The following is a 19,731-nucleotide window of genomic DNA, read 5'->3' as shown; positions in this document are numbered from 1 at the left end:
GTAGGTTGACCGCAGCAACAACCGGAGTGCAGGAGGCCCGCGCCCATGGAAGACGCAATGTCCAGGTCCGACCGGATCTCGGCGAGAATCGACACGACCATCGCCCACTCGGCCCGGATGTGGGACTACTGGCTGGGCGGCAAGAACTACTACGAGGTCGACCAGATCGCCGGCGACCAGGTGCGCAGGATCCATCCCGGCATCCTCGACTACGCGCGCGCCGACCGGGCGTTCCTGGGCCGCGCCGTCGGATACCTGGCGGGCGAGGCCGGCATACGGCAGTTCCTGGACATCGGCACCGGCCTGCCGACGTCCGACAACACCCACGAGGTCGCCCAGCGCATCGCCCCGCAGTCGCGCATCGTCTACACCGACAACGACCCCATCGTGCTGGCCCACGCCCGGGCCCTGCTCACCTCCACCCCGGAGGGCGCCACCGACTACCTCGACGCCGACCTGCACGACCCCGAGGCCATCTTGAAGGGGGCGGCCGGGACGCTGGACTTCTCCCAGCCGGTCGCGGTCATGCTGCTGGGCATCGTGATGTTCGTGGAGGACACCGACCAGGCCCTCGCCATCGTGAAGCGGCTGATGGACGCGGTTCCCTCCGGCAGCCACCTGGTGCTGTCGCACACCATCACCGCGCCCGGCCTGCACGACGTGGACGCGGCGGTGGAGTACTGGAACAGCGTCGGCACCCCCAAGCTGCACCAGCGCACCCCCGAGGAGGTCGCGCGCTTCTTCGAGGGGCTGGAGCTGCTGGAGCCGGGCGTGGTGTCGTGCTCGCGGTGGCGGCCGGAGCCCTCGCCCACGGGCGAACTCCCCGACGAGGTGGCCTTCTACTGCGGCGTGGCCCGCAAGCCCTGAGGCGCCTCCGGCACTCCGCTCCGCCGCGGGCGGGCCCCGTGCCGGGGGCCCGCCCGCGGCGGGGCGCGGACGTGCGGACCCGTCTCCTCCGCCCGCGCCCGCCGGCCGGCCGCGGCCTCGGTGCGGTGCCGGTGAACAGATCCGACCGCGGACCGGCCGCCCGTACCGCCTGGAGCCCGCCGGTCCCGGCGAGGGCCGCCTCCAGGCCCGCGTCGCCGGCACCTCCCCGGCCTTTCCGGCACCGGCGGCCCACGGACGGCGACGCGCCCGGCAGGTGCCGTGCGTTTCCTCCGCCGCAAGCGCCGTGCGCGGTCGGCCGGCGCCGCGGACCGGGGAACCGCACAGGATGCCAAAAATCCATAATTTCCTATTATTTTCCTATGCACTCTTTCACCGCTGTCCATGCCGCCCCGGACCCGCCGTGCCCGGTCGGCACCGCCGCGTCCGGCGCGGTGACGGCGGTGCCGCCGCGGCTTCGCGGCCCCGGACCGGCCCCCGGGCCCGGAGCCGGCGGGAAGGGCTGAGAGGGTGCGGGATCCCGTCGCTCCCGGCCCCGCCGCGGGTTCCGGCCCCCGGCTGCTGGACCCGGTGTTCACGCAGGTGGTGCGCGACACCGGCGCCTCGGGAGGCATGCTCTACCTGCTGCCCCCGGGGGAGCGGACCCTGCGGCTGGCGGTGCTGCTCGGGGCTCCTCCCGAGATCGTCACCCCCTGGGTCCGGGTCTCCCTGGACGCCCCGATCCCGGTGGCGGACGCCGTGCGGGAACGGCGCCTGGTGTGGCTGGGGGGCCGGGAGGAGATGGCGCGCCGCTACCCGCGCCCCGCGCTCGTCCTGCCCTACTCCTTCGTGATGGCCGCCGCCCCGGTCTCCACCGACGTCGCGGTGTGGGGCGGGCTGGTGCTGATGTGGCCGGGCTCCCACCCGTCCCGCCCCAGCCCCCACGAGCGAGGGCTGATCTCCGCAGCCTGCCGCCGCATGGGGCTGCTGCTGGGCCACGCCGCCGGCACCGGACGTCCGATGCTGCCCGGTCCCCAGCCCCACGTGCTGACGCGCCCGCGCACCCACACCCCCGGCCGGGGCGAGGCGCTGGCCGCCGCCGACTTCGCCGAGCGGCTCCCCGAGGGGTGCTGCTCGCTGCGGCTGGACGGCCGGATCGCCTTCGTCGACTCCACCGCCGCCGAACTGCTCGGCGCGGACGTCGACGAGCTCCTGGGCGCCCTGCCCTGGCGCGCCCTGCCGTGGCTGCACGACCCGGCCTTCGAGGACCGCTACCGGGACGCCGTGATCGGCCGCCGGCCCACCTCGTTCACGGCCCTGCGCCCCCCGGACCACTGGCTCTCCTTCCAGCTGTACCCGGACGCCACCGGCATCAGCGTCCGGATCCTGCCGGCCCTGGAGCACGTCGAGGAGGCCCCGCCCCCGCGGGAACCGCGGGACGGCGAGGGCACCGAGGACGCAGGCGGCGCCGGAGGCGTGGAGGGGGGCGCCGGGGGGCTGCCGCGCTCCCCCGCGCCCGCCACCCCGAGCGGGGTGACCGCGCTGTACCACCTGATGCACCTGGCCGCCACGCTCACCGAGGCCGTCGGAGCGCGGGACGTGGTCGACCGGGCGGCCGACCAGCTGCTGCCCGCCTTCGGGGCCGAGGGCATCATGCTGTTCGTGGCCGAGCACGGCAGACTCCGCGTCGTCGGCCACCGCGGCTACGGCTCCGAGGTCGCGGACCACTTCGACGGGATGCGGCTGACGACCGGGGAGAGCCCGGCGGCACGGACCCTGAGCACCGGGGTGCCCGCCTTCTTCGACTCCCCCGGGGAGCTGGAGCGGTCCTACCCCGGGCTGGCCGCGTGGACCGGCAAGGGGGCCTGGGCCTTCCTGCCCCTGATCGCCTCCGGGCGCCCCGTCGGTTCGCTGGTGCTCTCCCACGCCCGGCCCCACGCCTTCGCCCCGGACGAGCGCGCCGCCCTCACCTCGATCGCCGGGCTGATCGCCCAGGCCCTGGACCGCGCCCGGCTCTTCGACGTCAAGGACCAGCTCGCGCACCGGCTCCAGGCCGGACTGCTGCCCCACACCCTGCCCCAGGTCCCCGGTCTGGACGTCGCCTCCCGCTACCTGCCCGCCGGGCGCGGCATGGGGGTGGGCGGCGACTTCTACGACCTGATCCGCCTCGGGCCCGCCTCGGCCGGCGCGGCCATCGGCGACGTCCAGGGGCACAACGTCACCGCCGCCGCCCTCATGGGGCAGGTCCGCACCGCCGTCCACGCCACCGCGGGGGCACCGCCCGGGGAGGTCCTCTCCCGCACCAACCGGCTGCTCACCGATCTGGACCCGGGCCTGTTCACCAGCTGCCTGTACGTCCACGTCGACCTGGCCCGCCACACGGCCCGCCTGGCCAGCGCCGGACACCTGCCGCCGGTGCTGCGCCACCCCGACGGGCACACCGAGGTCCTCGACCTGCCGCCCGGCCTGCTGCTGGGCATCGACCCCACCGCCGACTACCCGACCACCGAGATCGCCCTGCCGCCGGGCGCGGTCCTGGCCCTGTACACCGACGGGCTGGTGGAGGTGCCCGGCACGGACCTGGAGGACTCGATCGCCGAGTTCGCCGGACACCTCGAACACGCCGGGCACCAGCACATGCGGGCGCTGGCCGACACCCTCCTGCGCCGGGCCGGGCGGCCCGCACCGCGCGCCGACGACACCGCGCTGCTCCTCCTCAGCCCCCACCACGGCACCGGCCGTCCCCGACGCCCTCCGGCCCCTCGGTGAGAACCGGTCCCGCGGCGCCCCGGCCCCGCGGGGCGGCACCGGGGCGGCCCGTCCTCGGCCGCGCGGCTCGGCCGGCGTGACCGGCCGCTCCCGATCCGCCGCCCGCGCTCCCGTGCGGAGCGCGCCCCCGTACGGCTCACCCGCCGCGGTTCACCCGTTGGCGGGCCTGGCGCGCACGTGCATCCGCTCGCCCTGCGGCCCGAAGATGCTCAGGAACTCCACCGGTTCCGTACCGGCGTTGCCGAATCCGTGGGGGGTGCGGGTGTCGAACTCGGCGGCCTCCCCGGCCCGCAGGACGAGGTCGTGCTCGCCCAGGGCCAGACGCAGCCGGCCCGACAGGACGTAGAGCCACTCGTACCCCTCGTGGGTCTTCTGCTCGGGCCGGCCCTGCCCGCCGTACCCGGCGGGCATGACCTGCTTGTAGGCGTGCAGGCCGCCCAGGTTGCGGGTGAGGGGCACGAAGGTCTGCCCGTGCCGGGTGAAGGGGCGAGGGCGGATCCGCGGGTCGCCCGCCGGGGGCGCCCCCACCAGCTCGTCCAGGGGCACGTCGTAGGCCCTGGCCAGCGGGAGCAGGAGTTCCAGGGTGGGCCTGCGCTGCCCGGACTCCAGGCGCGAGAGGGTGCTGACCGAGATGCCCGTGGTCTCGCTCAGCCGGGTCAGCGTGGTGCCCCGCGTCTGGCGCAGCGCCCGCAGCCGCGGTCCCACCCCTGTCAGCACGTGCGCGATCCCGTCGTCCGCCATCTTCGCCGCCCCTCGCCGTGATTTGCCGCTCCGGCAAGGAATTTTGCCGCACGGTCGGCCGCGGGTCCACTCTGTGCCTGAGCGAAGGGATTCACGACATGTCATATGAGAACGGTCATTCCTCTTCTCCGTCACCGTCCCCCTCGTCCCCCCTCCCCTCCCCCGGTGCGGGGCACTACGAGGTGGTGGTGGTCGGCGGCGGCGCGGCCGGGCTGAGCGGCGCGCTGACCCTGGCGCGGGCACGCCGCTCCGTCCTGGTCGTCGACTCCGGGCACCCGCGCAACGCCCCCGCGGACGGCATCCACGGCTACCTGGGACGCGAGGGGACCCCTCCCGCCGCGTTCCTGGCCCGGGGGCGCGCGGAGGTGGCCGGGTACGGCGGCGAGGTCGTCGACGGCACCGTGGTGTCCGCCGAACGCACCGGGGAGGTCTTCCGCCTCGTGCTCGGCGACGGGACGGCGGTCCTGGCGGACCGGCTGCTGGTGACCACCGGTCTGACCGACGAGTTGCCCGGGGTGCCGGGCCTGGCGGAGCTGTGGGGACGCGATGTGCTGCACTGCCCGTACTGCCACGGCTGGGAGGTCCGCGACCGGGCGGTCGGCGTGCTGGCCACCGGGCCGCTGGCGGTGCACCAGGCCCTGCTGTGGCGCCAGTGGAGCGACGACGTGGCCCTGTTCCTCCACACCGGGCCCGAACCCGGTGACGAGGAGTACGAGCGGCTGGCCGCCCGCGGGATCGCGGTCGTCGACGGCGAGGTGACCGGGCTGGAGACGGCGGACGGGCGCCTCTCCGGCGTGCGGCTCGCCGGCGGCCGGACCGTTGCCCGGCAGGCCCTGGTGGTGGCCCCGCGTCTGACCGCCCGCGGCGGCCTCCTGGCCGGCCTCGGGCTGGAGGCGGTGGAGCAGGAGGCCGGGGGCCACGGCATCGGCAGCCGCGTCCCGGCCGACGCGACCGGGGCGACCTCCGTACCGGGGGTGTGGGTGGCCGGCAACGTCACCGCCCTGACCGACCAGGTCGTCGCCGCCGCGGCGGCGGGCGTGCGGGCCGCGGCGGCGATCAACGCCGACCTGCTCGACGAGGAGACCGACCGGGCCGTCGCCGCCCGTGTGAAGGAGGCCGTGTGATGGAGCGGACGAACGGCTCCCCGGCCGGGGAGTACTGGGAGGACTTCTACGGCGCACGCGAGCGCGTCTGGAGCGGCAGGCCCAACGCCGCCCTGGTGCGCGAGGCGGCGGACCTGGCCCCGGGCACCGCGCTGGACCTGGGGTGCGGCGAGGGGGCCGACGCGATCTGGCTGGCCCAGCGGGGCTGGCGGGTCACCGCGGTCGACGTCGCGCGGGCGGCGCTGGAGCGCGGCGCCGGGCACGCGCGGCAGGCCGGGGTCGCCGACCGGATCGACTGGCGCCGGCACGACCTGGCCGAGTCCTTCCCCACCGGCTCCTACGACCTGGTCTCCACCCACTTCCTGCACTCCCCCGACGGCGTCGACCTGCCCCGGGAGCGGATCCTGCGGGACGCGGCGGCGGCCGTGTCACCGGGCGGGGTGCTGCTGGTCGTCGGGCACGTCGGTCCTCCTCCGTGGGAGACCGACCACCGCCACGACGTGCACCTGCCCTCGCCCGAGGAGGTCCTTGAGGAGCTCGGGACGCCGGGGCGCACCTGGGAGGTGCTGGTGTGCGGCACGCACCGGCGCGCCGTGACCGGACCCGACGGGCGGCCGGCCGAACTCACGGACGGCACCGTCAAGCTCCGCCGTCCGGCCGGCTGAGAGCCGCCGGCCGGCGGCGGGGGCGCCCGCGGGAACGGCGCGGGCGGGCCGGCCGGCGCGCTCCCGCACCGGCCGGCCCGCCCGGGGGCGCGGACGCGGTCCTCAGACCAGCTGCGCGTCCAGGGTGATGTTCTTGACCCCGGCGAGGGCCTGGCTGACCGGGCAGTTGGCCTTGGCGTCCTGGGCGGTGGCCTGGAAGTCCTCCTCGGACAGCCCGGGGACGGCGGCGCGGACGGTCAGCTTGATGGCGGTGATGCCCTCGCCCGGCTGGAAGGTCACGTCCGCCTGGGTCTCGATCCGCTCCGCGGTGTGGCCCTTGCGGGCCAGGGCGCCGGAGAAGGCCATGGAGAAGCAGGAGGAGTGGGCCGCCGCGATCAGCTCCTCGGGGCTGGTCTTGCCGCCGGGCTCCTCGGCTCGCGCCGGCCAGCTCACGTCGTAGGTGCCGATCTTGGAGGACTCCAGGGCGACGGTGCCCTTGCCCTCCTGCAGGTTGCCTTCCCAGTGAGTCTTGGCGGTACGGGTGGTTGCCATGGCGATCACTCCTGATGGGTCGGTATGTGCCAGCCGGGCGTGGATGACTGCGGTGATCAGTCTAGGCAGGCCGGCGGCGGCGGGCCCGCCGGACCCGCCGCGCTCCGGCGGGTGCCGGGCCGGCGCCACGAGCGCGTGGTCCGGTGTTCACCGCACCGGCACCGTCCGTATCCGCGGCCGTCCGGCCGGCTGCCCCTCCGCCCGGGCAGCCGGTCTCCTACCCCCTCCTCGACGGGGGATACACGGCCGGGGGACGCCTCCGGGCCGGTACGGGCGCGCCTCAGCGGCGCCTGGCCACCACCAGCCGGCAGCGGGGACTGCCGTCCGGCCGCCGGCCCAGGTCCTCCAGGGGGACGGTCCCCGTCGCGAACCCCGCGTCGGCCAGTTCGCGGCGCACCTGCGGGAGCCGGAACGTTCGGTAGTACATGACGAAGCGCGGGCGCCACAGCGCGTTGCGCACCCGCATCACCGCGTCGAAGCCCCACAGCGTCCAGTACGCCCGCGATCCCACCCGGGGCGGCGCGCCGACCGGGAAGGCCAGCAGGCCACCGGGCCGCAGCACCGCGTGCACCTGCTCGAACAGCGTGCGCCGCTGGGCGGGCAGGAAGTGGCCGAACGCCCCGAAGCTGGTGGCCAGATCGCAGGAGGAGGGGGCGAGGGGCAGCCGCAGGGCGTCGGCCCGCACCCAGTGCGCCGCCGCTCCCCCGCCGCCGGGCGGGGCGGTCCGGCGGGCCACGGCCAGCATGCCCGCGCTGAGGTCCACCCCCACGGCCCGCCGCTCGCACAGCCGCCGCAGGACCGCGGTGCCCGCGCCGGTGCCGCAGCAGACGTCCAGCCCGTCCCCGAACGGCCCCAGCGGCGCCAGGGCGCCGGCCACCGCGTCCAGTACGCGCTCCGGCGTGCGGAAGGGCGTCCGGTCGAATTTCGGGGCGAGCAGGTCGTATCCCCGCTCGACGGAGGAGAGGGCCTGGACGGCCAGTTCGCGGGCGGTGGGTCCCTGCGGTGAGAACACGGCCCCACCGTAACCGGTCGGCGGCGCGGGAGGCACCGCCCTCCGTGCCGCCCCCGCGCGGGAGCGGCGGCCGCCCCGGGCGCCGGGCCGCCGGGTCAGGCGGTCACCTTGGCGATGAACGCGGCGAGGTTCGCCTCGGTCCGCCGGATCTTCTCCTCCAGGGTGATCGACTCGTGGACGCGGGCGCCGGCGCCGGTTTCCTTCCTGCCCCGCACGTACAGCGAGCAGGACAGGTCGCTGCACATGTAGGTGCCCACCGAGTTGCCCTGCTGCCCGGCCTTCCCCGCCTTCGGCGCGACCATCAGGGAGACGCCGCCGGTGTGGCCGGTCAGGCAGATCGAGCACATGCCGCGCCGCGTCTGCCAGGAGGCGGAGCCGGGACAGCGCAGCGCGAGGGCCTTCGGGCGGCCGTCCAGCACGGTGGCGAGGTAGGCGCGGTCGGGCGCCCGGGGATCCCGCCAGCCGAGGAAGTCCAGGTCGTCCCAGGGCCGGTCGGCCAGGTCACGCGGGACGGCCAGGCGTTTCGCCTCGCCCTTGGTGCAGTTCACGAACGCGGTGCGGATCTCCCGCTCGGTCAGCGGCTTCATAAGGGTGAGGCTAAATTGCCTAAAAGCATTAGGCAAATGCATAATCGCAGCAGCCGAAGGAGAGGTGGTCATGGGGCGCGCGGGACTGACCGGGGAACGCCTGATCCGGGCGGGGGCGGAGCTGGCCGACGAGATCGGCTTCGACCGGGTGACCGTCTCGGAGCTCGCCAGGCGGTTCGGCGTCAAGACCCCGAGCCTGTACTCGCACCTGAGGAACTCCCGGGAGCTGCGGACCGGGATCGCCCTGCTCGCCCTGGAGGAGCTCGCCGACCGGGCCGCCGACGCCCTGGCCGGGCGGGCCGGCAAGGAGGCCCTGACCGCCCTCGCCAACGTCTACCGCGACTACGCCCGGGAGCACCCCGGCCGCTACGCCGCGGCCCAGCTGAGGCTCGATCCGCAGACGGCGGCCGCCGGCGCGGGCGCCAGGCACGCGCAGATGACACGGGCGCTCCTGCGCGGCTACGACCTGGCGGAGCCGGACCAGACGCACGCGGTCCGGCTGCTGGGCAGCGTCTTCCACGGTTACGTCAGCCTGGAGATGGGGGGCGGGTTCAGCCACAGCGCGCCCGACACGCAGGAGACCTGGTCCCGGGTCCTGGACGCCCTCGACGCGCTGCTGCGGAACTGGCCCGCCCCCTGACCCCGGGGCCCGTACCGGCCCGAGCCGTCCGACGCCCGGTCCGCCGCGGCCCGCGCCCGGGTCGCGCCCCGCTCCGCCCTCCCCGGCCGGGCGGGGCCGGGACACCCGGCCGCGCCGGTCGCACGCGGACCCGTTTGCCCCGGCGGCCCCGGGGCACCCGGCGGCGACCGGGGCCGGGAGGCCGGCGGAACCGCACGCGGCCCGCCGCGCCTCCTCCGCCCCCTCGCCCCTCCACCCGCCCGCGCCGCGCGACACCCGACACCCGACACCCGACACCGCAGCTTCGCCCGTCTGCCGCATCCGAACTGAGAACATTTCAGTAGATATCGGGTGTGTACCTTCATGTTCGTACGTGCGTCGGGGCCCCGCCCCGCACCGGGAAGGAGCCGCGATGCGGCAACAGGCCGCCGAACCGGCAGTCGTCCCCGCCACGTCCGCACCCGCGCGTCCCGCGCCGGTTCCCCCGGAGCAGGAGCGGAACGGCCGTTCCGCCCCCCTGCCGCCCCGCCTTCCGGACGGCACCCGCGGCATCCCTCCCCGCGGCCCCGGCCCGCGGGCCGGCTCCCTCCGGCCCGACTCCGACTCCGACCACGACCCCGACCACGACCTCGCGTCCGCCGTGGAGGCCGTGCTCGACGGCTACCTGACGCTGCGCCGGGAGGAGGCCGCGCGGATCAGCGACCGCTTCACCGCCGACATCGCCGACCGCCTGATCGACCTGGTGCGGCGCGGCGGCAAACGGCTGCGGCCGGCCTTCCTGTGGTGGGGCTGGCGCACGGGGGGCGGCCGCCCGGGAGACGGCGACGCGGAGGCCGTGCTGCACGCGGCCGCGGCACTGGAACTGGTCCAGGCGTGCGCCCTCGTCCACGACGACCTCATGGACGGCTCCCCGCTGCGGCGCGGCGCGCCCGCCGCCCACGTGGCCCTCGCCGGCCTCCACCGGGCCGCGGGGCTGGACGGCGACCCCGCCGCGTTCGGCGCCTCCGCGGCCCTCCTGGCCGGCGACCTGGCCCTGGTGTGGGCCGACGACCTGTGGGACGAGGCGTCCCCGTCACCGGAGGCCCGGCGCCGCACCCGCCCGGTGTGGCGGGCGATGCGCACCGAGATGGTGGCCGGCCAGTACCTGGACCTGCACGGCCAGGCGTCCGGTGCCCCCTCGCCCTCCTCGGCCCTGCGCGTCGCCCGCCTCAAGAGCGGGCTGTACACCGTGGAGCGCCCGCTGCACCTGGGCGCGGCACTGGCGGACGCCGGCCCCCGCACCACCGCGGCGCTGCGGCGGGCGGGACGGTGCGCCGGAATCGCCTTCCAGCTGCGGGACGACCTGCTGGGCGTCTTCGGGGACCCGGACCGCACCGGCAAACCGGCCGGCGAGGACGTCCGCCGGGGCAAGCCCACCTACCTGATGGCCGTCGCCCTGCGCCTGGCGCGGGGACGCGGGCGGCGGGCCGCCCGGGACCTGCTGGACCGCGCGCTCGGCGATCCCGTGCTGAGCGCCGGCGAGTTGGAGCGGATCCGCGCCGCCCTGACCGACCTGGGTGCCCGCGCCGCCGTGGAGCGGCACATCGCCGAGCTGACGGACGGCGCGCTGGCCGCCCTGGAGGAGCTGGGCGGCCCGGCGGGCCCGGACGGCTCCCCCGCCCGGCGGCTGGCGGCCCTGGTCCGCACCGCCCTGGGGGACGCGGCCGGGTCCCGCCGGGCCCTTCACGCCCCCACCCGTTGAGCGAGCCCGGAAGGGGACCTGGATGAAACGGCTGCGCGAGCCGAGCGACCACGTCGTCGTGGTCGGAGCGGGCCTGGCGGGACTCTCCGCCGCACTGCACCTGCTGGGCGCCGGGCGCTCGGTCACCGTCGTCGAACGGGACACCGGGCCGGGAGGGCGAGCCGGGAGCACGGAGCTGTCGGGGTACCGGATCGACACCGGCCCCACCGTGCTGACCATGCCCGACCTGATCGACGAGGCCCTGTCCGCGGTGGGCAGCGGGCTCGCCGGCCGCGTCGAGCTGACCGGTCTCGCCCCGGCCTACCGGGCCCGCTTCGCCGACGGCAGCACCCTCGACGTCCACACCGACCCGGAGGCCATGGAGGCGGAGATCGCCCGGGTCGTCGGGCCCGCCGACGCCGCCGGGTACCGGCGGCTGCGCGACTGGCTGGAACGCCTGTACCGGGTGCAGATGCGCTCGTTCATCGACGCCAACTTCGACTCGCCGCTCGGCCTGCTCGGCGCCGACCTGGCCCGGCTCGCGGCGCTCGGCGGGTTCGGCACCTGGCACGGGCGCGTCGCCCGCTTCCTGGAGGACGAGCGGCTACGCCGCGTCTTCTCCTTCCAGGCGCTGTACGCCGGGGTGCCGCCCACCAGGGCCCTGGCCGCGTACGCCGTCATCGCCTACATGGACACCGTCGCCGGCGTCTGGTTCCCGCGCGGCGGCATGCACGCCGTGCCCCGCGCCATGGCGGACGCGGCCGAGGCCGCCGGTGCGCGCTTCGTGTACGGCGCCGAGGTGACGGGGCTGGAGCGCTCGCCGGGCGGGCGCGCCACGGCGGTCCGCACCTCGGACGGGGAGCGCCTCCCGTGCGACGCGCTGATCCTCACCTGCGACCTGCCCGCCGCCCACCGGCTGCTGGGGGGTGCCCCGCGCCGCCCGGTGCCGCTGCGCTACGCGCCCTCCGCCGTGGTGCTGCACGCCGGCGGCGACCGCACCTGGCCGGACGAACTGGCCCACCACACGCTGTCGTTCGGGGCGTCCTGGGAGGGGACCTTCCGCCGTCTCACCCGGACCGGCGAGCCGATGGACGACCCGTCGCTGCTGATCACCAGACCCACCGCGACCGATCCCGCGCTCGCGCCGCCGGGCAGGCACCTGCACTACGTGCTCGCGCCCTGCCCGAACCTGGTGACCGGACCGCGCGACTGGGACCGGTTCGGCCCCCGCTACCGCGACGGGCTGGTCGCCGAGCTGGAACGCCGGGGCCTGACGGGCTTCGGCGCCTCGATCGAGGCCGAGCGCCTGGTCACCCCGGCCGACTGGGCCCGCCGGGGACACGCCGCGGGCACCCCGTTCTCCGCCGCCCACACCCTCGCCCAGACCGGCCCGTTCCGGCCCCGGAACCTGCCGCGCGGCTGGGAGAACGTCGTCCTGGCCGGCTGCGGCACCACGCCCGGCGTCGGGGTTCCCACGGTGGTGGTCTCCGGCAAACTCGCCGCCGCCCGCGTCACCGGCCCCGGCGGCCGCGCGTCGGCGGGGCGGGCGGGAGCCGCCCCGGGCGCGGGACGGCCGGGCGCGCGGCCGTCGCGGACGCGGCTGCCGGGCACGTGCCCGGCACCGGGCGCGGCCCCTGCGGAGCCCGCCGGTCCGGCCGCGGGGGGCGCCGGCGGGGGAGCGCCGGCATGACGGACCGCGAACTGGACGCGGCGGGCATCCACGACCCGGCGCTGCGGGCCGCCTACACCCGCTGCCGGGAGCTCAACGCCCGCCACGGCAGGACGTACTTCCTGGCCACCCGGCTGCTCACGCCCCGCCAGCGGCCGGCCGTGCACGCCCTGTACGGCTTCGCGCGCTGGGCCGACGACATCGTCGACGGCCTCGGCCCCGGCCTCACCCCCGAGGGGCGCGCCGCGGCCCTGGCGGAGCTGGACGGCAAGCTGTCCGAGGCGCTGCGCACCGGACGCAGCGACCACCCCGTGGTCGCCGCCCTGGCCGACACCGCGGCGCGCTACGCCGTCGATCCGCGGCACTTCGCCGACTTCATGCGGTCGATGGCCATGGACCTGCACGTCACCGAGTACGCCACCCACGAGGACCTGATGGGCTACGTGCACGGCTCGGCGGCCGTGATCGGCCTCCAGGTGCTGCCCGTGCTGGACACGGTGGCGCCGCGCGAGGAGGCCGCCCCGCACGCCGCCGCCCTGGGGGTCGCCTTCCAGCTCACCAACTTCCTGCGGGACGTGGGCGAGGACCTGGACCGCGGCCGGATCTACCTGCCGCTGGACCGGCTCGCCGCACACGGCGTCGACCGGGAGCTGCTGCTGTGGTGCCGCCGCACCGGGCGCACCGACCCCCGGGTGCGGTCCGCGCTGCGGGAGCTGTGCGAGGCCGCCCGCGGCGTCTACCGGGAGGCCGAGCCCGGCATCCCCATGCTGCACCCGGTCTCCCGGCCCTGCGTGCGGACCGCGTTCGTCCTCTACGGGGGGATCCTGGACCGGATCGAGGCCATCGGCCACGCGGTGCTGCACCGGCGCGCCGTGGTGCCCCGGCGCCGGCGGGCGGCCGTGGTGCTCGGCGGGGCGGCCGGCATCGCCGTCTCCCGCGTCCGCGGCGCCCTCACCGGCGACCTGCCCGGCGCTCTCCGCCCGCCCGGCGCCCCCGTCGCTCCCCCTGCCGCGAGCGGACCGCGGCGGCGGCGGTGGCGGTGGCGGGGCGTCCACGACCCGGGGGCCCCGGAGCCCCGCCCCGCCGCCGCCTCCCGCACGGCCCCGCCCGCCCCCGCAGAGGAGCCCCGGCACGCCCGGGGTGCCCGCCACCGCACAGGAGGAGTCCCCTCGTGAAGCGTCCGACCGGCCGGCGCGGCCGGCTCAGTCCGCTGCGGCCGATCCCCGATCCGGGCTGGAGCCGCCAGGAGCCCACCTGGCGCGCGGCCCGGCCGCAGCTCATCGCCGACGCGCTGAAGCGGGCCGCGGCCCGGCCCTCGGGCAACTGGTACGTCCTGGCGGCCGCCCGGGAGGTCCGACCGGGCCGCCCGTTCGGGCGGACGGTCGCCGGAGTGGAGGTCGTCGCGTGGCGGACGGAGTCGGGCCGGGTGGCGGCCGGACCGGGTGCCTGCCCGCACCTGGGGGCGCCGCTGCGCGACAGCGTGGTGGAGTCCGGGAGGCTGATCTGCCACTGGCACGGCCTCGCCCTGACCGGGAGGGGCATGCCCGGCTGGGAGGTCTTCCCGGCCCACGACGACGGGGTGCTGGTCTGGGTGCGGCTGGACCGCGCCGGCGGCGAGGAGCCGACCGGGCTCCCCCGCCTGCCCGAACGCCCGGACCCCAGGGCCTCGGTGGACGCGGTGACGACGGTGGTGGGCGACTGCGAGCCGGAGGACGTGGTCGCCAACCGGCTGGACCCGTGGCACGGCGCCTGGTTCCACCCCTACGCCTTCACCCGGCTGACGGTCGTCGAGGAGCCCGACCCGGCCGTCAACGGGGACCGCTTCCTGGTGGACGTGGCCTACCGCGTCGGCCCGCGGATGGGGGTGCCGGTGCGCGCGGAGTTCACCGCGCCGGAGCCGCGCACGGTGGTGATGCGCATCGTCGGCGGCGAGGGTGTGTCGTCCGTGGTGGAGACCCACGCCACGCCCCTCACCGCGCCCGGCGACCCCCGTCCCCGCACCGCCGTGGTCGAGGCCGTGCTGGCCACCTCCGAGCGGCCCGGCTTCGCCGCCGCCCGGGCCGCCGCGCCGCTGCTGCGCCCGCTGATGCAGCGGGCCGCGGCCCGGTTGTGGCGCGACGACCTGGCCTACGCCGAGCGCCGCCGGCTGCTGCGCGGCCAGGGCCGCTTCCCCGGTGCGACATGACCGCGGCGCCGTCCCCGCACGGGTCGCCCGCGGCCGGCCCGCTCCCGCCCGGGGGCGCGGGCGGGGAGGGCGCGGTGGCGCCGCACCCCGGAGGGAGGCGGAGGTGACGGAGACGGACGTCGTCGCGGCGGACGTCGTCGTGGTCGGCGCGGGTGCGGCGGGCCTGTCGCTGGTCGAGCACCTGCTGGACGCCGGGTTGCCCCGGGGGTACCGGATCGCGGTGGTGGAGCCGCCCCCGGGGCCGGTCCGCAGCCCCGGCCGCACCTGGTGCTTCTGGGAGGACGAGACCCCGGACGGGAGCGCCGGCTCCCGGCGGCTCGACGGCCTGGTCGCCGCCTCCTGGGGCCGGCTGCTGGTGCGCACTCCCGACGGCGGCACCGCGGGCGGGGCCTCCCCCCGGCGCTACCGGATGGTCCGCTCCTCCGACTTCCTCCGTGCGGCCGACGCCCGGATGGCCGCCGATCCGCGGGTGGTGCGGATCGTGGGCACCGTCACCGGGATCACCGACGGCCCGCGCGGTGCGCGGGCGACCGGCACCGGCGACGGCGGACGGCCCTTCGCCGTCGCCGGCCGCTGGGTCTTCGACTCCCGCCCGCCCGGTGCGCTGCCGCCGGCCCGCACCACCTTGCTCCAGCACTTCCGGGGCTGGTTCGTGCGCACCGAGGAGGACCGGTTCGACCCGCGGACGGCCGAGCTGATGGACCTGCGCACGCCCCAGCCCCGGTGCGGGCTCTCCTTCGCCTACGTGCTGCCGCTCTCACCGCGCGAGGCCCTGGTGGAGTACACCGAGTTCTCGCCCTCGGTCCTGGACGACGCGGGCTACGAGGCCGCGCTGCGGCACTACACGCGGCGGGTGCGGCCGCTGGGCGCCTTCACCGTCACCGGCACCGAGCAGGGCGTCATCCCCATGACCGACGGGCACTTCCCGCGCCGGGCCGGGCGGTCGGTCTTCCGCATCGGCACGGCCGGCGGCGCGACCCGTCCCGCCACCGGCTACACCTTCGCCGCCGCCCGGCGCCAGAGCGCCCGGATCGCCGCCGCGCTGGCCGCCGGGCGCACCCCGCTGCCGCCCAGGCCGCACGCCCGCCGTCACCTGGCCATGGACGCCGCCCTGCTGCGTGCCCTGGCCACCGGGCGGATCGACGGGGCGCTGTTCTTCGCCGACCTCTTCCGCCGCACCCCCCTCCGCAGCGTGCTGCGCTTCCTCGACGGCGGATCGTCGCCGTGCGAGGAGGTGGCGATCGGGCTGCGCTCCCCGGTGCTGCCGATGGCCCTGTCCCTGGCCGAACTCCCCCTGCTGCGCCGCCGGGCGCCCGGCGGCGCGCCGTCTTGCGGGGCGCCGGGCCCCTCCCGCCCGCCGCCCGGACCGCCCCGGCCCTCCCGTCCCCCCGGAACCCCCGGTCCTCCCGGCCCCGCCCACAGAAAGGCATCCCGTTGAGGTTCCCGCACCCGTTCCCGCACCCGTTCCCGCCCCGCCGTGCCCGGCTCGCCCGCGACCGGTCCGCCGTCCACCGGCCCGCGCCCGCCGGCGCGCCCCGGGTCTCCGGCGCGGTCCGCGCCGCCGTGGTGGGCGGCGGCATCGCCGGGCTCACCGCCGCCACCGCGCTGGCCGAACGCGGCGTGGCGGTGGACCTGATGGAGCGCCGGGACGTGCTGGGCGGGCGCGTGGCCGGCTGGCCCACACGGCTCGCCGACGGCACGCCCGTCACCATGAGCCGGGGCTTCCACGCCTTCTTCCGGCAGTACTACAACCTGCGGAACCTGTTGCGCCGCATCGACCCGGACCTGGCGATGCTCACCGCGCTGCCCGACTATCCGCTCCGGCACAGCGGCGGCGCCCGGGACGGTTTCGCCCGCGTCCCGCGCACCCCGCCGTGGAGCGTCCTGGGCTTCACCGTGCTCAGCCCGGCGTTCACCCCCTCGGGGCTGGCGTCCATGGATCCGCGCGCGGCGCTGCCCCTGCTGGACGTGCGGGTCCCGGACGTCCACGAGCGGCTCGACGGCATCGGCGCCGCCGACTTCCTGGACTCCGCGGGCTTCCCGGAGGCGGCCCGCCACCTGGCCTTCGAGGTGTTCTCGCGGAGCTTCTTCGCCGATCCGCGCGAGCTGTCGGCCGCCGAGCTGGCGCTGATGTTCCACATCTACTTCCTGGGCTCGGCCGAGGGGCTGCTCTTCGACGTGCCGAACGAGCCGTTCCCCGCCGCCCTGTGGGACCCGCTGGCCCGGCGGCTGGAGCGGCTGGGGGCCGCCGTCCGCACCGGCACCGCCGTGCGGACGGTGCGCCCGGAGCGGGACGGCTTCACCGTCGTCTCCGGCGGCGGAGCGGGCGGCGAGCGCGCCGAGCACTACGACGCGGTCGTCCTCGCCCTGGACGGGCCGGGGCTGCGCACCCTGGTCGAGGACTCCCCCGGGCTGGGCGGGCCCGGCTGGCGGGCGGCGGTGGGCCGGCTCCGGGAGGCGCCGCCGTTCCTGGTCTCCCGCTACTGGCTGGACCGCCCCGTGGACGCCGACCGCCCCGGTTTCCTGGGCACCGGCGGCTACGGGCCGCTGGACAACGTCAGCGTCCTGGAGCGCTGGGAGGGCGAGGCCGCCCGCTGGGCCGCTCGGACGGGCGGCAGCGTGGTCGAACTGCACGCCTACGCCGTCGACCCCGCCGCCGACCGCGACGCGGTGCGCCGGCGGACGCTGGCCGAACTCGCCCGGGTCTACCCGGAGACGGCCGGTGCCTCCCCCGTCGACGAGCGGCACGAGTGGCGCCGGGACTGCCCGCTGTTCGCCGTCGGCACCTGGCGGGACCGGCCCGGGGTGCGCACCGGCCACCCCCGGCTCGTGCTCGCCGGCGACCTGGTGCGCACCCCGCTGCCGGTCGCGCTGATGGAGCGGGCGGCGACCACGGGCTTCCAGGCGGCCAACGCCCTGCTGGCCCTGTGGGGGGTGCGCGGGCACCCGCTGCTGACGGTGCCGCTCAGGGGACGCTCGGCCCCGCTGCGGCTGCTCGCCGCGGCATGGGGGCGCCTGCCCTCCGCCGCGGATGCCGCGGCGGACCGGGGGGCCGCCGGCGGCCGCCGGCGGTGAGGCGCCGGCCCCGGCTCCTCCTCCGACAACGGGAGGCTTTTACTGGATAATGTTCCATATGTCGCTTTTCCGTCCGGGCTCGGGGGCCGTCGAGGCCAGCGGGCTCCCCCTGGAGGTGTTCGACCCCGCTCCCGCCTGCGTCATGGTCACCCGCGGCAGGCAGCACCTGCTGACGTACCTGAACGCCGCCTACCGGGAGGTCTTCGGGGACCGGCCCCTGGGCGTGCCCGTCCGGCAGGCGTTCGCCGACCTGGCGGAGAGCCACTGGCTGGAGCTGTTCGACGAGGTGTTCCGCGACGGCAGGCCGGTGCGGATCTCCGCCGCGCCGGTCACCGTCCGCTACGCCCACGGGGACGTCGAGCGGCGGTTCTTCTCCTTCAGCCTGTCCCGGGTCGAGGCGTCCGGGCACGGCACCGGCGTGCTGGTCGTCGCCACCGAGGTCACCGGCGAGGTCCTGGCCGAGCAGCGGGCCCGGAGCCTGGCCGAGGAGCGCCGGCGGACGCTGCAGCGCTACGAGAGCCTGATCTCGACGAGCACCGAGAAGGTGTGGGTGGCCGACCCGGCGGGACTCCTGGTCGAGGGCAGCCAGGGCTGGGAGAGGGTGACGGGGCTCGCCTGGGAGGAGTTGCGCGGCTCGGGGTGGCTGAGCACCGTCCACCCGGCCGACCGCGGCGCGCTCGCCGAGGCGTGGGACCGGGCCGTCAGGGACGTGCCCGACCGCTTCGAGCACGTCTACCGGCTGCGGCACGCCGACGGGGTCTACCGGCACTGCCTCCTGCGGGCCGTACCGCTGCGCGACGGCCGGGACGGCGGGCCCGTCCAGGAGTGGGTGGGCGCCTGCGCCGACATCGAGCAGCGGTGGCGGTCGGAGCGGCGCAGTGCCCTGCTCTCCCGCGCCGCCCACCGGGTGACGGAGGCCGGGAACGTGCCGGACGCCTTCGCCTCGCTGAGCCGGACGATCGTCCCCGCGCTGGCCGACGAGTGCGGCATCTACCTGCTGCCCGACCCCGCCGAGCAGCGGCCCGGGGCGGGCCCCCTGCTGGTGGAGCGGGTCGCCTCCACCGCGCGCGAGGGACTCCCCGACGGGCTCCCGCCGCGCCGCAAGGAGCGCGTCGAGGCCGGTCACGCGCTCGCCCGCGCCGTCCGCGAGCGGCGCCCCGTCCACCGCTCGTTCCCGATCGGGGCCGTACCGGAGGACATCGCTCCGCCGGGCACCCTGCCGTGGCTGAACCGGAACGGCGCACACGACGGAGTCGTCCTGCCCGTCCTCGTCGACGGGACCGTGGCGGCCGTGGTGGTGGCCTTCGCCTGCCAGGACCGCGAGCCGATCGGCCCGGAGGACCGGTCCCTGATGCGCGAGGTGGTCGAGCAGGCGCACGACGCGCTGAGCCAGGTTCTGACGCTGCAGCGCTCCCAGCGGGTCGCGTGGGCCCTGCAGAGCAGCCTGCTCACCGATCCCCCCGGGCACCCCCGCCTGCGGATCGCGGCGCGCTACCTGCCCAGCCCGTCGGCCGCCGAGGTCGGCGGGGACTGGTACGACGCCTTCCTCCTCCCCGACGGATCGCTGCTGATGGTCATCGGCGACGTGGCCGGACACGACCTGAGGGCCGCGGTCACCATGGGCAAGATGCGCAACATGCTGCGGGCCCTGGCCGCCGACCACGGCGGGCGGCGGTCCCCGGGGGACGTCGTGCGGCGCCTGGACGCCGTCACGCAGGTCCTCGACCCGGCGGCGGGCACGGTCACCTGCGCCGTGGTGCGGGTCGGCGGCGGACCGGTGCAGGAGCGGGACGCAGGGGGCCCGTGGCCGCTGGCGTACGCCGTGGCGGGTCACCCCCCGCCCCTGCTGGTCGCCCGCGGCGGCGGCACCCGCTTCCTCACCGGCGCCCAGGGCACCCTTCTCGGCGTGCTGCCGCCGGACACCCCCCGGGGCAGCGCCGGCGACGTCCTGCCGCCCGGCGGCACCCTGCTGCTCTACACCGACGGGCTGATCGAGCGCCCCGGCGAACCCATCGACCGGGGCCTGCTGCGGCTGGAGCGCCGCGCCTCGGAGCTGGCCGGCGAGCCCGTCGAGACGCTGTGCGACCGGCTGGTGGAGGCCACCGCGCCCGACGGGCGCGACGACATCGCCCTGATCGCCCTGCGCCTGCCCGCGGATCCGCCCGCCGCCTCGTGAGCCCGGCGGGCCCGC

16 protein-coding genes are annotated in these 19,731 nt (G+C 77.1%); 12 read left to right on the top strand and 4 right to left on the bottom strand.

From position 1 onward, the window contains the following. Positions 1-57 precede the first annotated feature (57 nt). Positions 58-867, top strand: coding sequence for an SAM-dependent methyltransferase (locus ACFSJS_RS07810; protein WP_380898218.1), 810 nt, complete (start codon positions 58-60; stop codon positions 865-867). A gap of 528 nt (positions 868-1,395) precedes the next feature. Further along, on the top strand, positions 1,396-3,633 hold the full coding sequence (locus ACFSJS_RS07805) for a SpoIIE family protein phosphatase (protein WP_380898216.1): 2,238 nt from the start codon (positions 1,396-1,398) through the stop codon (positions 3,631-3,633). A 150-nt stretch (positions 3,634-3,783) separates the two neighbouring features. On the opposite strand, the gene ACFSJS_RS07800 is transcribed toward ACFSJS_RS07805, so the two are convergent. Further along, positions 3,784-4,374: a helix-turn-helix domain-containing protein gene (locus tag ACFSJS_RS07800; RefSeq protein ID WP_380898214.1), complete on the bottom strand. Its 591-nt coding sequence runs from the start codon at positions 4,372-4,374 to the stop codon at positions 3,784-3,786. Between the two features lie 98 nt (positions 4,375-4,472). Between ACFSJS_RS07800 and ACFSJS_RS07795 the strand changes: the two genes are divergently transcribed. After that, entirely contained in the window at positions 4,473-5,498 is a 1,026-nt protein-coding gene (locus tag ACFSJS_RS07795) for an NAD(P)/FAD-dependent oxidoreductase (protein WP_380898212.1), read from the top strand. Continuing rightward, entirely contained in the window at positions 5,498-6,142 is a 645-nt protein-coding gene (locus ACFSJS_RS07790; protein WP_380898209.1) for a class I SAM-dependent methyltransferase, read from the top strand. The genes ACFSJS_RS07795 and ACFSJS_RS07790 overlap by 1 nt, the downstream gene beginning before the upstream one ends. 102 nt (positions 6,143-6,244) lie before the next feature. On the opposite strand, the gene ACFSJS_RS07785 is transcribed toward ACFSJS_RS07790, so the two are convergent. From ACFSJS_RS07785 to ACFSJS_RS07775, 3 genes are all read right to left on the bottom strand, one after another. After that, the gene (locus ACFSJS_RS07785; RefSeq protein WP_380898207.1) at positions 6,245-6,673 is read right to left on the bottom strand and encodes an OsmC family protein; all 429 of its coding nucleotides are present in this window, start codon (positions 6,671-6,673) and stop codon (positions 6,245-6,247) included. 280 nt (positions 6,674-6,953) lie between these two features. Then, positions 6,954-7,685, bottom strand: coding sequence for a class I SAM-dependent methyltransferase (locus ACFSJS_RS07780; protein WP_380898206.1), 732 nt, complete (start codon positions 7,683-7,685; stop codon positions 6,954-6,956). 95 nt (positions 7,686-7,780) lie between these two features. Next, on the bottom strand, positions 7,781-8,272 hold the full coding sequence (locus ACFSJS_RS07775) for an FBP domain-containing protein (RefSeq protein ID WP_380898204.1): 492 nt from the start codon (positions 8,270-8,272) through the stop codon (positions 7,781-7,783). Between the two features lie 70 nt (positions 8,273-8,342). Between ACFSJS_RS07775 and ACFSJS_RS07770 the strand changes: the two genes are divergently transcribed. The 8 genes from ACFSJS_RS07770 to ACFSJS_RS07735 all read left to right on the top strand — a co-directional run bounded on the left by ACFSJS_RS07770 (position 8,343) and on the right by ACFSJS_RS07735 (position 19,716). Beyond that, positions 8,343-8,912, top strand: coding sequence for a TetR/AcrR family transcriptional regulator (locus ACFSJS_RS07770; RefSeq protein ID WP_380898202.1), 570 nt, complete (start codon positions 8,343-8,345; stop codon positions 8,910-8,912). Between the two features lie 391 nt (positions 8,913-9,303). Beyond that, entirely contained in the window at positions 9,304-10,632 is a 1,329-nt protein-coding gene (locus tag ACFSJS_RS07765; protein WP_380898200.1) for a polyprenyl synthetase family protein, read from the top strand. 22 nt (positions 10,633-10,654) lie between these two features. Next, complete coding sequence (gene crtI / locus ACFSJS_RS07760; RefSeq protein WP_380898199.1) at positions 10,655-12,301, top strand: phytoene desaturase family protein; 1,647 nt, start codon at positions 10,655-10,657, stop codon at positions 12,299-12,301. After that, positions 12,298-13,455, top strand: a complete 1,158-nt coding sequence (locus ACFSJS_RS07755) for a phytoene/squalene synthase family protein (RefSeq protein ID WP_380898197.1) — start codon at positions 12,298-12,300, stop codon at positions 13,453-13,455. Before crtI ends, ACFSJS_RS07755 begins: the two co-directional genes overlap by 4 nt. Then, positions 13,452-14,465, top strand: coding sequence for a DUF5914 domain-containing protein (locus ACFSJS_RS07750; protein WP_380898195.1), 1,014 nt, complete (start codon positions 13,452-13,454; stop codon positions 14,463-14,465). Before ACFSJS_RS07755 ends, ACFSJS_RS07750 begins: the two co-directional genes overlap by 4 nt. 103 nt (positions 14,466-14,568) lie before the next feature. Beyond that, positions 14,569-15,903, top strand: a complete 1,335-nt coding sequence (locus tag ACFSJS_RS07745; RefSeq protein ID WP_380898192.1) for a lycopene cyclase family protein — start codon at positions 14,569-14,571, stop codon at positions 15,901-15,903. Continuing rightward, entirely contained in the window at positions 15,894-17,540 is a 1,647-nt protein-coding gene (locus ACFSJS_RS07740) for an FAD-dependent oxidoreductase (RefSeq protein WP_380898337.1), read from the top strand. Before ACFSJS_RS07745 ends, ACFSJS_RS07740 begins: the two co-directional genes overlap by 10 nt. 58 nt (positions 17,541-17,598) lie before the next feature. After that, positions 17,599-19,716 carry a SpoIIE family protein phosphatase gene (locus ACFSJS_RS07735; protein ID WP_380898190.1) on the top strand — a complete coding sequence of 706 codons (2,118 nt, stop codon included), beginning with the start codon at positions 17,599-17,601 and terminating at the stop codon, positions 19,714-19,716. The last annotated feature ends 15 nt before the right edge of the window (positions 19,717-19,731 follow it).

The sequence above is a fragment of the Streptomyces desertarenae genome (assembly GCF_042681365.1).
Lineage (GTDB): Bacteria > Actinomycetota > Actinomycetes > Streptomycetales > Streptomycetaceae > Streptomyces > Streptomyces desertarenae.
Note: the sequence above shows the minus strand (reverse complement) of the source record. Positions and strands in the feature narration are given on the sequence as shown.

What these genes read in the sequence shown, in the direction of transcription:
- ACFSJS_RS07795 (WP_380898212.1), top strand. Translation starts at nt 4,473, where the DNA reads ATGTCATATGAGAACGGTCATTCCTCTTCTCCGTCACCGTCCCCCTCG.
- ACFSJS_RS07800 (WP_380898214.1), bottom strand. Translation starts at nt 4,374, where the DNA reads ATGGCGGACGACGGGATCGCGCACGTGCTGACAGGGGTGGGACCGCGG.
- ACFSJS_RS07810 (WP_380898218.1), top strand. Translation starts at nt 58, where the DNA reads ATGTCCAGGTCCGACCGGATCTCGGCGAGAATCGACACGACCATCGCC.
- ACFSJS_RS07790 (WP_380898209.1), top strand. Translation starts at nt 5,498, where the DNA reads ATGGAGCGGACGAACGGCTCCCCGGCCGGGGAGTACTGGGAGGACTTC.
- ACFSJS_RS07765 (WP_380898200.1), top strand. Translation starts at nt 9,304, where the DNA reads ATGCGGCAACAGGCCGCCGAACCGGCAGTCGTCCCCGCCACGTCCGCA.
- ACFSJS_RS07785 (WP_380898207.1), bottom strand. Translation starts at nt 6,673, where the DNA reads ATGGCAACCACCCGTACCGCCAAGACTCACTGGGAAGGCAACCTGCAG.
- crtI (WP_380898199.1), top strand. Translation starts at nt 10,655, where the DNA reads ATGAAACGGCTGCGCGAGCCGAGCGACCACGTCGTCGTGGTCGGAGCG.
- ACFSJS_RS07770 (WP_380898202.1), top strand. Translation starts at nt 8,343, where the DNA reads ATGGGGCGCGCGGGACTGACCGGGGAACGCCTGATCCGGGCGGGGGCG.
- ACFSJS_RS07755 (WP_380898197.1), top strand. Translation starts at nt 12,298, where the DNA reads ATGACGGACCGCGAACTGGACGCGGCGGGCATCCACGACCCGGCGCTG.
- ACFSJS_RS07735 (WP_380898190.1), top strand. Translation starts at nt 17,599, where the DNA reads ATGTCGCTTTTCCGTCCGGGCTCGGGGGCCGTCGAGGCCAGCGGGCTC.
- ACFSJS_RS07775 (WP_380898204.1), bottom strand. Translation starts at nt 8,272, where the DNA reads ATGAAGCCGCTGACCGAGCGGGAGATCCGCACCGCGTTCGTGAACTGC.